Here is a 14,580-nt window from a genome sequence, read left to right as displayed (position 1 = left end):
TCCCGCGCTATCCTCTCGCCAGAATGCCGAAAAGGGCCTCGCGCAGCCGGCGCTCGCGCGGATCATTGAACGGCAGCAATCCGAGCTGGTTGGGAACATAGGCATAGCCGAGGCCGTGATCGGGATCGCAAAAGCCGAAAGAGCCGCCAAGCCCCGGCATGCCAAAGGCGCGCGCCGACGGGCTGAAGGGAAAATCCCGGGACGGCCGGGTGAAGCCCAGGCGCCAGGCAGCTTCCACCCCCATCACACGGTCCGTGCGGCCGGCGGGTGGCACCTCGGGGGGAGCGGTGATCTCCAAAAGAACCTCCTGGCCGAGCCCAAGGATCGGATCCCCCGTGGCAAGGCTGGAATAAAGCTTTGCAATCGCCCTCGCCTCACCGATCCCGTTCGCGGAAGGAAACTCCAGCTTCAGCCAGGCCCGATCGTTCATGTCGATATCAGGCAGCTCGCGAAACGTGCGATGCAGGCGCGACAGGGGGTTGAGAACCTGTCTTGCAAGGCCCGGGGGCGCGTGGAACAGCGCCTGTCGCAACTGCGGCAGGCCTGGCTTCTCGATATGGGCCAGCCGTTGCCGCTCCAGAGTTTCCGGCAGGCCGAAGCGGAATGCGAGCCCGAGCGGCCGAGCGATCTCCTCGTGGAAAAAGCGGGAGAAAGCACGACGCTTCGGATCACAGCGGCGGAGGATTTCCGCCACCAGCAGACCAAAGGTGCCGAGGTGATAGCCCCAGCGGGAGCCGGGCGGCCAGACCGGCTTCATCTCCTCCGCGATAGCGGCCACGCTGCGCTCGTCCGCGAGATCCTGCCGGTAGACCGGCCGACCGAACAGGACAAGTCCGGCCTTGTGGTCAAGAATCTGGCGGAGGGTGATGTCGCCCTTGCCGTGACGCGCAAATTCGGGCCAACGCGCGGCGATCGGGTCATCCCATCGGATCAGCCCGCGCGAGACGGCAAAGGCGCAGGCGATGGCAGCAATGCCCTTGCCGGTGGAGAAGACCGGCGCGACGGTATGCTCCTCCCAGGAAAGGCTCGCGCGCCCGTCGCGGTAGCCACCCCAGAGATCGACCACCTTCACGCCCTGGTGATAGATCGAGAGCGCCGCCCCGGTTTCGCCGCGGTCGGAAAAATTGGCGCGAAACACATCGGCGATGGCGGCGAAGCGGCTGTCGGCATGGCCATTGATGGGCAGGTTCACTGCGGCACAGGCCTGTTGTGGCGCACATAGGCGGTGCCGTCTTCGACACGGGCGGGATGGCGCAGGTATGTCCCATCCGCGGGAACGGCGACCCGGTCGAAGCTGTCGGCCAGCCGCTGCAGCGCCTCGCGCATCTCCTCGCCGTGCATTGCTCTCCCGTGCCCTGTGATGACTAGTTCCGGTTGAAGCGCGGCAAGGCGGCCAACCGAGTCGCGCGCCTTGTCCCATTCGATCGTGAAATACATGGGCGGACCGTGCATCTCCGCGCTTTGCAGGGCGGCCGAGATGGCGGATTCCTGAGCGGTGGTGACGAAGGCATCGCCCACGATGAGCGCGCGGTCGCTCTCCCGCCAGAAGGAGACATGGCCCACACTATGGCCGGGGGTGTGGATCCACCGCCAGCCGGGCATGAAGGGCACTTCGCCATTGGCCGGCAGATCATGCAGCCGATGACCGAGGTCCACCGGTCCGCGTGGATAGAGCCGGGCCACGGCCGCCATGGTCCCGCCGCCGACAGAGGGATCACCCGGCGGATAGGATGCCTCTCCCTGGAGGTAGGGACGTTCCAGCGGATGAGCATAGACCGGCACGTCCCATTCCTCGGCCAGTTCTTCCAGCGCGCCCACATGGTCGAAATGGCCGTGGGTCATGACGATGGCGGCAGGTCGCGCTCCCGCACCGAAGCGCTCGGCCGCGACGCTCTTGATGAAACCCTTGGTGCCGTAGAGCCCGGCGTCGATCAGAACCCAGCCGCGGTTGCCCGCGCCGGGAAGGCCATAGAAGATGACGTTGACGATGGCGAGCCGCCGATAGGCAAGGTCCGGGGCGATCTCATGAGCCGTTCCGCCGCTGGCAACATCCTGGAGGACAGCCGCATCCGACACGGCGATTTGCTGGACCATGAACCACTCCCCTCGCGCGAAACCGTATCATCTACAACCTGCCGCAGGACGGGGAGTTCCAGGCGCCGGAAGCGCTACAGGTGCGAGTAGAGGCTTGCCCCCGCGTCGGGCAATTCGGCCCGCAGGATGGTGCCGGTGTCGGATTCGGTGATGAAGACCGAGCGGCCGTTCATGCCGCCATAGGCCAGATTGGTGGTGGCCAGCCCCTCGCAGGACTGGACCCGATAGAGCGGCTGCCCCAGCCGGTCGAAGATCCAGACGGCGCCGAGCCCGCAGTGTGCGACCGCAAGGCCGCCCGCGCCATTCATCGCCAGGCCATCGGGACCGGCAAGGCCGCCCGAAAGCTGGATGAAGGCCGCGACCTTTGAGGTGGTGCCGTCGGGATGCAGCGGCAGTCGCCAGATCTGATTGGCCCGGGTCACCGCGACCAAAAGGAATTTCTCGTCCGGCGTCAGCACCAGCCCGTTGGGGCTCGGTACATTGTCGATGAGAAGGTCGATCTGGCCGTCGGCGCGCATGCGATAGACGCGGCCGCTCGGATCCTGCAGCCCCGTCTGACCCTGGTCGGTGAAGTAGAGATCGCCGTTGCGCGCAAAGGTCAGATCGTTGAGGCCCTTCAGCCCTTCCCGGCGGATATGGCCGAGCACCGTCTCCACCCCGCCCGTTGCCGCATCAAGCTGAAGCAGGCCCTTGAGATGATCGGCAATGAAGATGCGGCCGTCCCGATGAATGGCAAGCCCATTCGGCCAGCCGTCGTATTCGGCAACGACCGACCAGGCCCCATCGGGAGCAAGCTTCAGAATGCGGCCATAGGGAATATCGGTGACGAAGAGATTTCCATCCCGGTCGAAGGCAGGACCTTCCAGGAAAGAATGGAGATGTGCGTGATCCTTGCCGAAGCTCCAGCCGGAGGACCGCCCCTTCATCCTCAGTGCATCCGGCAGACGCGCGTGGACGGTGGTCTCGATGAGGGCTGGCGGCTGGAACAGCAAGGTCTTTCTCCGAGGTGTGATCGCTACGGCGTTTCGGGCAGGCGGGGAGGGTTGGGGTCATGTCCGAGGACATATTCGGTGCGGATATCGCCGCGGAAGATCGACTTGCCGAACATCAGAGGCCGGCCTTCGATGTCGAAGTGCCAGTTGTCGCGGATGAGAAGCGCCGTTCCGCGTGGCACATCGAGCCGCTCTGAAAGGTCCGCATCGGCGATCACGGCCGAGACCAGCACGCGGATGGTCGGGATGCGCATGCCGAGGATCTCTCCGACAAAGCTGTGGGCCGACCGTTTCATCAGCATTTCGCCCGTGACCTTGGATCCGGTGGAGGCGGGAAGAAACCGGATCTCCAGGCAGACCGGCCGCTCGTCGATCACCCGCAGGCGCTCCAGCCTGAAGACCTCGGAGCCGATCGGGATCTTCAGCTCCTTCGCCACATCGGCGGGGGCCGGCACGAGATCAAACGATGGTGAACGGTAGGATACCGATTTTCCCTCCAGCGCAACCTGATCTTCAAAGCACAGGCACTGCCGCGTATCGATCGGGAACTTGGCCATGGGCTCGGAGGCGACAAAGCTGCCCCGGCCCACGTGACGGACGATGAGCCCTTCGAAAACCAGCCGTGACAGAGCCTGCCGCACCGTTGTGCGGGTGGTGCGGAAGTTCTGGGCAAGCTCCGTTTCAGAGGGCAGCCGATCGCCCGCGGCAAAGGTTCCATCCTCGATGGATGCCCGCAGCTGCTCCTCGATCCGGCTGTAGACCGGAACCGATCGCTCGATGGTATCGCTCGATGCTATTGACACAAATTTGTCTATGCGTTTAGCCTTAACCTGTATAGACATTAAGAGAGACTCCGAAGAGGGTCAATGTCGGAGATAGCGGTTGAACCGCACCGCCGATAAGGGAGCACGCCCGTGAAAGAATTTCGACTGCTGTCCACCAGCGGCATCCTTGGTTATGGATTCCCGGAAGCATCCCTGAAAGCAGGGCTTGAGCGAAAGCCACATGTGATCGGCGTCGACGGCGGCTCGGTGGATCCCGGCCCGCATTATCTCGGCTCCGGCAAGCCCTTCTGCTCCACCATGGCCATCCGGCGCGACCTCCGGCTGATGCTCAACGCCGCCGTCCGCAACGGCATCAAGATGGTGATCGGCACCTGCGGCGGCGCCGGCGGCCAGCCGCATCTGGAACTTGTCGCCCGCCTGGCACGCGAGATCGCCGCCGAGGATGGCCTCAACTTCAAGCTCGCGGTGATTGGGGCCGAGCAGGACCCCAGTTCCATCAAGGAGCGCATCCGCGCCAAACGCATCCGGCCGCTCGGCCGTATGCCCGAGTTGACGGAGGAGACCGTCGATAACGCCGTCCGCATCGTCGGCATGATGGGACCGGAGCCCTTCATGAAGGCGCTGGAGGACGGCGCCGATGTGATCCTTGCCGGCCGCACCAGCGATCCCGCGCCCTGGGCCGCCTGTGCCATGCATGCCGGACTGCCGCCGGCGCCGAGCTGGTATGCCGGCAAGATGCTGGAATGCGGCGCCACACCGGCGGTTCCCAAGGGGCACGACTGCCTTCTCGTCACCGTGCGCGAGGATGGCGTGGAGTGCGAACCCACCAACCCCGAACGCCGCTGCACCCCGCTTTCCATCGCCAACCACAGCCTGCATGAGAACGCGAGCCCGACCCACCATGTCGAGCCGGGGGGCATCCTCGACACCTCCAACTGCACCTTCGAGGCGCTGTCCGATCGAGCGGTCTATATCCGCGGCATGACCTGGTCGAAGACCGATTACACCGTGAAGCTCGAGGCGGCCGAGCTCGCCGGCTATCGCGCCACCACCATCTGCGGCACGCGTGATCCGCTGCTCATCAGCACCGTCGACAGCTTCCTCGACACGATCCGCAAGAACACCGAGATGAAGTCCGCCGATCTCGGCGCCAAGCCTGACGACTACAAGCTCATCATCCGCACCTATGGCAAGAATGGCGTCATGGCGGAGCGCGAACCCGTTCATGAGGTGACATCGCATGAGCTCGGCTTCCTCGTGGAAGTCGTCGCCAAGGATCAGGACACGGCCAGCGCGGTGCTCGCCCTCGCCCGCACCCAGATGCTGCACACCGATTTTCCCGGCCGGCTCTGCCGCGAGGGCAACATGGCCTTTCCCTTCTCGCCCTCCGACCAGGAAGCCGGGCCTGTCTACCGCTTCTCCATGCATCATGTGGTCGAGCTCGACGATCCTCTGGAGCTCTTCCCCATCGCCCACGAGACCGTGTGAGGGAGACGCGCCATGCCACTGATCAAGGACATCGCCCGGGTCTGCAAAAGCAAGAACGCGGGTCCCTTCGAGCTCACCATCGACGTCGTCTTCGATGATCCGGCGCTCTACCGGCGCGTCAAGGAAACGGGCGTGCTGGGTCCGGATCTCTTCGCCAGGCTCTACGGCGTCAGCGCCAATGAGGTCCAGTTCACGCCCTATGACGCCGGAAGCGCCTTCAAGGCGACGCTGCCGCGTCTGGTCTCGGCCGGCGACGTCGGCGACACCGATGTTTACGGCGCGCAGCAGCACGCGCCGCTTCTGAACGTCGACATTCCGGTGTGACGCCATGGCTGAGCTGTCCGCCAACATCGCCGCCGCCGCAAGGCCTCGCGCGGGCAAGGGCGCGCAGTTGTGGAAGGACCCCCGTCTGCTCGGGCTCCTCTCCGTCATCATCGGCCTTGGGCTCTGGGAACTGGCGGCGGACAGCTTCTCGGCCCTGATCCTGCCGCCACCGAGCGCGGTCCTCGCGCGTTTCTTCGACCCTGCATTCCTGCCGCGGCTGCTCGGGGCACTCGGCTATTCCCTTGGCGCCCTGGTGGTTGGCTTCGGCCTCGCGCTTGGCCTTGCGCTGCCGCTCGGGGTGGTGCTCGGTCGCTCGCCGACGCTCCATCGCATGTTCGACCCGCTGATCAACGCGATCTATGCCATTCCGCCGGTCGCCTTCGTGCCGTTCCTCATCATCTGGTTCGGCCTCTTCTTCGAGGGCCGCGTCGCGCTCGTCTTCATGATGTGCTTCTTCGACATCCTCGTGGTGGTGATCGCCGGCTCGCGCGACGTGCGCCGGTCCCTGGTGGATGTGGGCCGCTCCTTCGGCGCCAGCAGAGGCCAGTGCCTGCGGCTCGTTGTCTTCCCCGCGCTGACGCCCTTTCTCTTCGCCGCGCTGCGCGTCGGCTCGGCGCGTGCCATCAACGGCATGATCACCGCCGAGCTCTTCTTCGCCGCAGCCAATCTCGGCCAGATCATGAAGCGCTCGACGCAGGCATTCGACACCGCCTCGGCCTTGGCGGTGGTGGTCACCATCTGCCTCCTCGGCCTCGCCGCCCAGACTGCGATCCAGCTGTTGGAACGGCGCCTCCTCTCCTGGCACCTGAGAGGCTGAGCCATGACCCAGGTCAAGAACATCCTGTTCCCCTGCGTCGGCATCGCCATCTTCCTCGTCGTCTGGGAGATCGCCGGCCAATATATGGGCGAGACGCTTCTCGCCCCACCCTCCGCGGTTGCGGTCGATTACATCGGCCTCATCAGGGACGGGCAGATGCTGAGCGAGCTTGTGGTCTCGCTCCGCCAGATGATGATCGGATTCCTGCTCGCCTGTGTCATCGGCATGCCTATGGGCATCATCATGGGTCGCTCGCGCATCGCCGACGCCATGCTGCGCCCCTGGGTCAGCATGTTCGTGGTGACTTCGACGGCGGCCCTGGTGCCGGTGCTGATCCTGCTTCTCGGGACGGGCCTTGCCCTGCGCACCACGGTCGTCTTCCTCGCCGCCGTCTGGTACATCGTGCTGACCACCTACAACGGGGCCAAAGGCATCAGCCCGCAGCAGATCGCCGTCGGGCGCTCGTTCTCGGCCGGGCGCTTCCAGATCTTCTGGAAGATCATCCTGCCCTCGCTCTACCCCTATCTCGTGACCGGCGCCCGCATCGGCCTGGTGCACGCGATCCGTGCCATGGTCATGGCCGAGATGTTCGTCATCATCGGTTACGGCGGGCTCATTCACCAGACCGGCCTGATGGTGGAGACCGGCGCCCTTTTGGGCCTGCTCCTGACACTCATGATCGTCAGCCTTCTCGCCAACTGGCTCCTCGGAGTTGCCGGCCGAAAGCTGGCGCCTTGGTACGAACAGCAGCGTTCAATCGCCTGAGAAAAACAAATAATCCGGAGGAACTCATGTTGACCACCCGCAGACAGACCCTGAAGTTTCTGGCAGCCGGCGCCGGTGCCGGTCTTGCCATGCCCTATCTGCCCGCAACCGCTCTCGCCCAATCGGGCCGCAGCCTCAACGCCCAGATCCTCGGCTTCACGCTGGCGATCCATATCCCCGCCATCATCGCCCTCAACGAGGGCATGAAGGAACTGGGCTATGGCGCCGCCGAAATGACCCGCATCGAATCCATGCAGGTCCTCACCCAGTCCATCGTGGCGGGTTCGGCGGAGGTGGGCGAGGCCGATGTCGTTTCGGCCCTTCGGGCATCGGAGGCCGGCGCCGATATCCGCCTCACCGGCCTTGTCTATTCCAGCACGAGCCAAGTCTTCGTGGTCAATGCCGACAAGATCAAATCCTACGAGGACTTCAAGAACCCCGAAAACGCCATCGCGCTGAATTCACTCGGCGACTTCATCTACGTCTTCCTCTCCGGCGCCCTTGGCGAAAACGGCATCGACATCGACGAGACCACCATCGTTGAAATCGGCGGATCCGGCTCTCGCATGCGCGCCCTCCTCGGCGGCCGCGTCGCCGCGGTGCCGGTGCACTTCGATCAAGCCGACCAGATCATGAAGGAAGGCAATTACAAGGTCATGATCGAGCCCTGGAAGATCTACAAGCCGTGGATCTCCGAGGGCTGGCTGGTCAATGGCAAATGGCTGGAGAAGCCGGAGAACCAGACCCTCATCAAGGACCTGCAGAAGGCCATGATCACTTCCTTCCGCCGTGCCAATGACGACATCGGCTATTTCGTCGAGGGCTACCATAAATATGCGACCCTCAAAGGCGCGAAGGAGGCCACCGAGGAAAGCCTGAAGCCGATCTGGGAGCGGCTGTCGAAGGAGATCAACGCTTGGCCCCGCGATGGCGGCTTCAAGCGCGAATATTTCGAAAAACTGCTCCCGACCTATCAGAAGGCCGGCGCCGTGAAATCGGATCTCGATCTTTCCAAGATCGTCGACACTCAGTTCGTCGACAAGGCCCTGTCGGAGCTCGGATCGTGACCCCGCCAAAGCTTGAGGTCCGCAACATCTCCAAGACCTATCGTCGGGGCGGCAACGCCCTGACGGTGCTTGAAAACCTCTCGCTGAGCGTGCCGGAACTGGAATTCCTGGTGCTGCTGGGACCATCGGGCTGCGGCAAGTCCACGCTTCTGCGCATCATCGACGGCATCGAAAGCTGCGATGAAGGCCAAATCATCCTCGACGGCCAGGATGTCACCGGCCAGACCGGCCATGGCCGCGGCATGGTGTTCCAGAGCTTCGAGCTCTTTCCCTGGCGCACGACACTGGAGAACGTCGCCTTCGGACTTGAAGTCGGCGGCATGGGCAAGAACGAGCGGCTCGAAGCGGCGCGCGAATGCGTCGACCTCGTCGGCCTGTCCGGCTTTGAGAATGCTTATCCGCACGAACTCTCCGGCGGCATGCAGCAGCGCGTGGGCATTGCCCGGGCGCTCGCCATCAAGCCGTCGATCCTGTTGATGGACGAACCCTACGGCGCGCTCGACGTGCAGACCCGCGACCTCCTCCAGGACGAACTCCTGAACATCTGGGAGCGTGAAAAGAAGACGGTGATCTTCGTCACCCATTCCATCGAGGAGGCGCTCTACCTCGCCGACCGCATCATCTTGATGTCGCCGCGCCCGGGCCGCATCGACCGCATCATCGAGGTGCCCTTCGCGCGCCCGCGCCGGGACGAGATCAAGACGACACCGGATTTCCTCGCCCTCCGGCGCGAGATCTGGCACAGCCTGAAGCAGGGCGCGGAGGTCTGACCGCTCCGATTGCTGAGATCGGATCGCAGGTCACCCGACCGTCGGATGGATCAAAACGCTTCGCTATGGGTTCAGCTTCAGTGCCTGGACACAGCAGCGGGAATCCATGACCGACAATCCCTCCGACATGCCCAGTGAAGCCGGCTGGGACCGATCTCTCGCTCTCCTGCGGGAAGGCTATACCTTCCTGCCAAGGAGGTTCCGGCAATACCGGAGCCGGGTCTTTGAAAGCCGGATCATGCTCGAGCGGTCGCTCTGCCTGCAGGGGGCCGAAGCCGTCCGTTTCTTCTATCAGCCGGATGCCTTTACCCGAAAGGCGGCCATACCGCCGACGACGCTCAAGCTCCTCCAGGGACGAGGCAGCGTGCAGACGCTGGATGGTGCCGCGCATCGCCACCGCAAGGCCATGTTCATGTCGCTCATGACGCCGGCCTCGCGCGCTCGTCTCATCGAGGTTTTCTCCGAAGAATGGCTTCGGCGCCTGAACCGCTGGCAGGCCGAGGAGAGCGTGCAGCTTCTGACGGAGGCTGAGGATATTCTCTGCCGTGCCGCGTGCCGCTGGGCCGGCGTGGTGCTTCCCGAGGAAGAAGCACAGTCCTTCGGGCGGGATCTGGCCGCGCTCATCGAGGGGGCGGGATCGATCGGTCCACGCAACTGGCGCGGCTTGATGAGCCGATGGCGAGCGGACCGCCGGCTGCGGGCCGTGATCACCGACATCCGCCGCAGCGGCCGCGAGGCCGACACGCCCGCCAAGGTCATCGCCTTGCATCGCGACCTGTCGGGTAAGCTACTGGATGTCGCGACCGCCGCCAATGAGCTCAACAACATCCTTCGGCCCATCGTCGCCATCGCACGCTTCATCGCCTTCGGCGCGCTCGCCTTGCATGACCATCCCGCCTGGCGGGAAAGGCTGGCGAAGGGAGATGATGCGGAGTTGGAAGCCTTCACGCATGAGGTGCGCCGCTATTATCCCTTTTTCCCTGCCATTGCCGGCCGGGCAAACACCCCGACGGCCTTCACCGGATGCCCCATTCCCATGGGGCGCCGGGTCATTGTCGACATCTATGGCAGCCACCGCGACATCGGCGCCTGGCAGCAGCCGGAGCGTTTCCTGCCGGAACGCTTCCTCAACGCAGATATTCCGGACGCCTTCCTGCCCCAGGGCGGCGGAGACCATTTCACCGGCCATCGCTGCGCCGGCGAATGGATCACCATCGATGTCGTGAAGGCGGCGATACGCCATCTGACGACGTCCATGCGGTATGAGGTGCCGCCACAAGATCTCACGGTTTCGCTCCGGCGGATGCCGGCAAAACCCGAAAGCGGCTTCATCATGAGCAGGGTGCGGAGCGTGGAAGCGATGGTCTGAACCCTCCACTTTTCCTCGAACCGCGCTAGATTCGAGGAGGGTTTCGCCCGCATTCCCAATCCAGGACTTCATCCCTCGTGCCGCGTATCCTCACCTACAACATCCACCGCTGCCTCGGCACGGACCGCCGCATGGCTCCGGACCGGATCGCCGAGGTGATATCTTCCTGCGATCCCGACATCGTCTGCCTCCAGGAGGTGGATGTCGGCCGCAGGCGCTCCGGCCATATCGATCAGGCGCAGGTCCTGGCCGATGCCCTTGGCATGGACGCCCTGTTCCATCCCTCGCTCATGGAAGGCGACGAGCACTACGGCAACGCCATTCTCACATCAGCCCCGCTGAAGCTCGTCAAAGCCGACAGCCTGCCGGGACTGATGCACCGGCCGAACCTGGAGCCGCGCAGCATCATGTGGGCGCGCCTGCACCTCGCCGGGATGGATATCCAGGTGTTCAACACCCACCTCGGGCTTCGGGGCCCGGAGCGCCTGGCTCAGATCGAAGCTCTCCTCGGCCATGATTGGCTGGATCATCGCGAGTGCCGCGATGCCGTGATCCTCGCAGGCGATTTCAACGCCACGCCCCGTTCGATAATTTTCCAGCGCCTCAGCCAAAAGCTCTGCGACGCCCAAGGGTACGGGCTGCGCCAGCCGCAGCCCACGTTCCACAGCCGTTTTCCCATGCTAAGGCTCGATCACATCTTCACCAGCCCGAAGCTCGAGATCATCCGCGCCGAGACCATCCGGACGCCGCTCGCCCGCGTCGCCTCCGATCACCTGCCGCTGATGGTGGAGTTCAAGCCTTCGACACGGCATTGACCCGGTGATGCGCCCCGCCGCGACCATTGCCGCGCAGCGGACGAGGGCCACGACGCGTGATGCGATAGACCGAGGCCGGCGGAAGGTTGGCCCAGGTGTGGCCGACACGGACACCCTTCAGCCCGAGCCGGTCGAGCACCGGCCGGCGGATCGGGCAGTTCGGCCCATAGGTGAGCTGATAGAGAGCGCCGCCCGGCCGCATCCTCTCAAAGGACGCGTCGAGGATCGTCATGACGCTGCGTGTCGGCATCGACAGGAGCGGCAGGCCGCAGATGACCGCTCCAATCTCGGCGCCGCCAAAGAGGTTGAGATCACCGAACCTGCATGCATCGGCGCTGAAAACCTGCGCGCGCGGAAAGCGCTGGCGAAGCCCGGCCGCCCAGGTGGTGTCAAGTTCGATCAGCGCCAGGTTTTCCTCAGGCACGCCGCGCGCCACCACCACATCGGTGATGGCGCCCGTGCCCGCTCCAAGTTCGATGATGTAGCCGGTGGCAGGAGAAAGCTCGGCGGCGATCAACCCCGACAGGGCCTTGCTGGAAGGGGCAATGGAGGCAACCCGGAAAGGGTCGGCAAGCCAGGCGGTCAGAAATCCGAAGGCCCCGGGAGCCTTGGCGAGAGTCACATCGCTCATCAGTCACCTCTTGGCATGGCGGCGCATGGCCGATGAGCGAATCTATGGGACTTTTGTGACGGTGATTTTATCTCCGCGGTCGTATTGTAGGGATCGCTTTGGCCCGCCACGCGTTGCCTTTCCTGATGTGACGGAGACATGACAGGCATGGCGGTTGGATCGATGTCCGCATCGGCGGGCACGCAGAAGGATGAGGCGCACACCGCGCGGAAGAACAAGCGTCATGTCTGGAAGGTGCTGATCGGCGTTGCGGCGGTAGCTCTTGCTGCCGGGCTTCTCTATCGCACCCTCAGCCAATACAGTTTCGATGAGATCGCGGCCTCGATACGCTCGATCCCCTTGCATCGGCTTGCGTTCGCCGGCGTTTTCGCCGCAATGAGCTACGTCTCCCTCACATTCTTCGATTATCTCGGCGTCCGCTATGTGAAGCGGTCACTGCCCTACCGAAACGTCGCGCTCGCGTCCTTCACCAGCCTGTCCATGGGCCACTCCATCGGCTTTGCCGGCCTCAGCAGTGGCGCCATCCGCTATCGCTATTATGAGCGCTGGGGGCTGAAGGCGGGCGACGTCGCCAAGATCGTCCTGTTCTGCGGCACCACCGTTGCCCTGGGCCTGATGGTCCTGGGCGGCCTCGCCCTGTTGATCCGGCCCGATCTTGCCTCGGGAATGACCAAACTGTCCGAGCCGATCATGATCGCGATCGGGCTCCTTCTTCTCAGTCTTGCCGCGGGGTATGTCGCCGCGGCTGCCTTCATTCGGAAGCCGTTGAAGATCAAATCGTGGGCGATCGAAATGCCGCCATTGCGTCTGGCGCTGGGTCAGATCGCGATCGGCACGATCAACTTTGCCTTCGTCGCCGCCTGCCTGCACCAGGTCCTGCTGGCGGCGGCGGAGGTCGATTATCTGGAGACGGCCGCGGCCTATGTCATCGCCAACACACTGACCATGCTCACTCATGTGCCCGGCGGCCTTGGCGTCATCGAGAGCACGGTCATCTATCTCGTGCCCGGCAAGAACCTGATCGGCCCGCTGCTTGTCTTCCGGGTGGTTTACTTCCTAGCCCCGCTGGCGCTCGGGCTCGTCAGCTTCGCCATCAGCGAAGCCACCATCCGGCGCAGGAAACGCATGAGCCGGTAAGGCCGTTTCGGATCGAACAGGAAGGTCCAGAACGCCGGGTGCCGCGGTCCTGTCTCGCTCATGGATTTGAAGCGGCGCATGCCACGGCCGTTCTGGCCGAGAGTGTCGATGGTCGCGACAAGCCCGTGCCGGTCGATCGCTTCTGCCACCGCCTCGGGCACAACGCCGAGATGTTCAGCGATCAGCTTCAGCCGAATTCGGCGAATGGCCTTCGCCTCCTCGGGGGCCGCCGCCTCGATGGCAAGATCGCATTCGGTATCGAGGCCGATCGAGCGGTTGTTGAGGTTGGAGGAGCCGACACGCAGAAACCGGTCATCGACAATGATGAGCTTTGCGTGAATGTGGACATATTGCTCGCCACCCGCCGATGGCACCACCGGATAGACAGCACGGAACCGGCCGTGGCGATCGGCCCGGACAAGGCGCCGGATCGCCCGGTCACGGTTGTTGCCCATGATGAAGCGCTCGATGAAGCCATGGGACTGCCAGGTCAGCACCAGCACCACCTCCGGCCCCTCGTCCCGGCCGAGAAGCTCCGCCAGGACATCGACCACATAGGGCGCCGCCAGATACTGGCCTTCGATATAGATGACCTTCCGCGCGGCTTTCAGGCAATCGGCCGTCAGATGCGCGGCCTCGCACACCTCGCGCTGGTCATTGAGCTCCGGCATGGTGCGGGCGATCGCGATGTCGCTGTTGCGAAAGTCGGGCGTAAGGTTTGGAGGCCAGAGGTCCTCCTGCCCTAGCACCGGTTCCAGAGCTTCGCCGGTTGCCGTGTTCCACCGCTGGTGGGCAAGCTCGGCGATCGATCTGGCCGCGGGGCCGTCGACCACCATCTGCATGTCATGTACGGGGAAGTAATGCTCGCCCTCCGGCGACAGCCGCATGGGATTGTGAGCCGCGTGGTTCGGGCTGTCCCAGCGCCGCACGGTCAGGTCGATGCCGCCCACAAAGGCGATGCTGTCGTCCACCGTGACGACCTTCTGGTGATGCGCGGCGTAGATGGGGTGATGGGTGTCGAGCACCAGTCGGATGCGGGGGTGGTGCTGCCAGGCCTGCTCCAGAAGCAACTCCGATGGCGCGCTGGGCGCATGCAGCACGGCGATGCTCCAGACGAGGATATGGACGTGGAGATCCGGTTGCTCCGTCACAAGCTGGCGCAGCAGCACGCCGAGCGGTGGCGACAGCTGCGGATCGACATCCGGGCGCAGCCGGACGCGGCCGTCGAAGTCCCAGCCCAGAATGACGATCCGCTTGCGCGCCTTGCGCAACACCGCTTCCAGGTTCTCATAGTAATTGGCCCCATCTACCAGCACCGATGCACGTTCGGCTCGCTCCACCCGCCAGGCATTCTGACCGGGACGGACGATGGGTTGATCGGTGTTGGAAAGCATCTGGCTGACACGCGATGTCGCCGACAGCTGGCAGCCACCGAGATTTGTAGGACTCATGACCTTCAACACAAAACACAGTCTTCGCGCGGGCAATGATGCGTAATTCTCAAAGCCGGCGAAGGTTCCCGTGCA

At 64.1% G+C, this 14,580-nt stretch carries 15 protein-coding genes; 9 read left to right on the top strand and 6 right to left on the bottom strand.

Going from position 1 to position 14,580, the window contains the following annotated elements; translation table 11 throughout:
- Positions 1 to 7: 7 nt before the first annotated feature.
- The 4 genes from IEV58_RS13995 to IEV58_RS13980 all read right to left on the bottom strand — a co-directional run bounded on the left by IEV58_RS13995 (position 8) and on the right by IEV58_RS13980 (position 3,889).
- Positions 8 to 1,192, bottom strand: coding sequence for a serine hydrolase domain-containing protein (locus IEV58_RS13995; RefSeq protein ID WP_188410417.1), 1,185 nt, complete (start codon positions 1,190 to 1,192; stop codon positions 8 to 10).
- Positions 1,189 to 2,094, bottom strand: coding sequence for an MBL fold metallo-hydrolase (locus IEV58_RS13990; protein WP_188410416.1), 906 nt, complete (start codon positions 2,092 to 2,094; stop codon positions 1,189 to 1,191). The genes IEV58_RS13995 and IEV58_RS13990 overlap by 4 nt, the downstream gene beginning before the upstream one ends.
- A gap of 74 nt (positions 2,095 to 2,168) precedes the next feature.
- Positions 2,169 to 3,086 carry an SMP-30/gluconolactonase/LRE family protein gene (locus tag IEV58_RS13985; protein ID WP_229729447.1) on the bottom strand — a complete coding sequence of 306 codons (918 nt, stop codon included), beginning with the start codon at positions 3,084 to 3,086 and terminating at the stop codon, positions 2,169 to 2,171.
- Between the two features lie 23 nt (positions 3,087 to 3,109).
- Positions 3,110 to 3,889, bottom strand: a complete 780-nt coding sequence (locus tag IEV58_RS13980) for a GntR family transcriptional regulator (RefSeq protein WP_188410415.1) — start codon at positions 3,887 to 3,889, stop codon at positions 3,110 to 3,112.
- Between the two features lie 111 nt (positions 3,890 to 4,000).
- Between IEV58_RS13980 and IEV58_RS13975 the strand changes: the two genes are divergently transcribed.
- From IEV58_RS13975 to IEV58_RS13940, 8 genes are all read left to right on the top strand, one after another.
- On the top strand, positions 4,001 to 5,359 hold the full coding sequence (locus tag IEV58_RS13975) for an acyclic terpene utilization AtuA family protein (protein ID WP_229729446.1): 1,359 nt from the start codon (positions 4,001 to 4,003) through the stop codon (positions 5,357 to 5,359).
- A 12-nt stretch (positions 5,360 to 5,371) separates the two neighbouring features.
- Positions 5,372 to 5,683: a DUF4387 domain-containing protein gene (locus IEV58_RS13970; RefSeq protein ID WP_188410414.1), complete on the top strand. Its 312-nt coding sequence runs from the start codon at positions 5,372 to 5,374 to the stop codon at positions 5,681 to 5,683.
- Positions 5,684 to 5,687: 4 nt separating this feature from the next.
- Entirely contained in the window at positions 5,688 to 6,500 is an 813-nt protein-coding gene (locus tag IEV58_RS13965) for an ABC transporter permease (protein ID WP_188410413.1), read from the top strand.
- A 3-nt stretch (positions 6,501 to 6,503) separates the two neighbouring features.
- Positions 6,504 to 7,265, top strand: a complete 762-nt coding sequence (locus tag IEV58_RS13960; RefSeq protein WP_188410412.1) for an ABC transporter permease — start codon at positions 6,504 to 6,506, stop codon at positions 7,263 to 7,265.
- 26 nt (positions 7,266 to 7,291) lie between these two features.
- Entirely contained in the window at positions 7,292 to 8,332 is a 1,041-nt protein-coding gene (locus IEV58_RS13955) for an ABC transporter substrate-binding protein (protein WP_188410411.1), read from the top strand.
- The gene (locus IEV58_RS13950) at positions 8,329 to 9,102 is read left to right on the top strand and encodes an ABC transporter ATP-binding protein (RefSeq protein ID WP_188410410.1); all 774 of its coding nucleotides are present in this window, start codon (positions 8,329 to 8,331) and stop codon (positions 9,100 to 9,102) included. Before IEV58_RS13955 ends, IEV58_RS13950 begins: the two co-directional genes overlap by 4 nt.
- A gap of 106 nt (positions 9,103 to 9,208) precedes the next feature.
- Complete coding sequence (locus tag IEV58_RS13945; protein WP_229729445.1) at positions 9,209 to 10,471, top strand: cytochrome P450; 1,263 nt, start codon at positions 9,209 to 9,211, stop codon at positions 10,469 to 10,471.
- A gap of 77 nt (positions 10,472 to 10,548) precedes the next feature.
- A complete protein-coding gene (locus tag IEV58_RS13940) occupies positions 10,549 to 11,286 on the top strand; it encodes an endonuclease/exonuclease/phosphatase family protein (RefSeq protein ID WP_188410409.1) in 738 nt (245 codons plus the stop codon).
- Here IEV58_RS13940 and IEV58_RS13935 read toward each other — a convergent pair.
- Entirely contained in the window at positions 11,264 to 11,917 is a 654-nt protein-coding gene (locus IEV58_RS13935) for a class I SAM-dependent methyltransferase (RefSeq protein ID WP_188410408.1), read from the bottom strand. The genes IEV58_RS13940 and IEV58_RS13935 overlap by 23 nt on opposite strands.
- Positions 11,918 to 12,064: 147 nt before the next feature.
- Here IEV58_RS13935 and IEV58_RS13930 point away from each other — a divergent pair, with 147 nt between their 5' ends.
- Positions 12,065 to 13,054, top strand: coding sequence for a lysylphosphatidylglycerol synthase domain-containing protein (locus IEV58_RS13930; protein WP_229729444.1), 990 nt, complete (start codon positions 12,065 to 12,067; stop codon positions 13,052 to 13,054).
- Here IEV58_RS13930 and IEV58_RS13925 read toward each other — a convergent pair.
- Entirely contained in the window at positions 12,967 to 14,505 is a 1,539-nt protein-coding gene (locus tag IEV58_RS13925; protein ID WP_188410407.1) for a phospholipase D-like domain-containing protein, read from the bottom strand. The genes IEV58_RS13930 and IEV58_RS13925 overlap by 88 nt on opposite strands.
- Positions 14,506 to 14,580: the final 75 nt, after the last annotated feature.

It is taken from the genome of Agaricicola taiwanensis (assembly GCF_014635245.1).
GTDB lineage: Bacteria > Pseudomonadota > Alphaproteobacteria > Rhizobiales > Methylopilaceae > Agaricicola > Agaricicola taiwanensis.
Note: the sequence above shows the minus strand (reverse complement) of the source record. Positions and strands in the feature narration are given on the sequence as shown.

Excerpts from the sequence above, each read along its gene's own strand:
- IEV58_RS13945 (WP_229729445.1), top strand. The coding sequence starts at position 9,209 with ATGACCGACAATCCCTCCGACATGCCCAGTGAAGCCGGCTGGGACCGA.
- IEV58_RS13935 (WP_188410408.1), bottom strand. The coding sequence starts at position 11,917 with ATGAGCGATGTGACTCTCGCCAAGGCTCCCGGGGCCTTCGGATTTCTG.
- IEV58_RS13925 (WP_188410407.1), bottom strand. The coding sequence starts at position 14,505 with ATGAGTCCTACAAATCTCGGTGGCTGCCAGCTGTCGGCGACATCGCGT.
- IEV58_RS13965 (WP_188410413.1), top strand. The coding sequence starts at position 5,688 with ATGGCTGAGCTGTCCGCCAACATCGCCGCCGCCGCAAGGCCTCGCGCG.
- IEV58_RS13955 (WP_188410411.1), top strand. The coding sequence starts at position 7,292 with ATGTTGACCACCCGCAGACAGACCCTGAAGTTTCTGGCAGCCGGCGCC.
- IEV58_RS13930 (WP_229729444.1), top strand. The coding sequence starts at position 12,065 with ATGGCGGTTGGATCGATGTCCGCATCGGCGGGCACGCAGAAGGATGAG.
- IEV58_RS13960 (WP_188410412.1), top strand. The coding sequence starts at position 6,504 with ATGACCCAGGTCAAGAACATCCTGTTCCCCTGCGTCGGCATCGCCATC.
- IEV58_RS13970 (WP_188410414.1), top strand. The coding sequence starts at position 5,372 with ATGCCACTGATCAAGGACATCGCCCGGGTCTGCAAAAGCAAGAACGCG.
- IEV58_RS13990 (WP_188410416.1), bottom strand. The coding sequence starts at position 2,094 with ATGGTCCAGCAAATCGCCGTGTCGGATGCGGCTGTCCTCCAGGATGTT.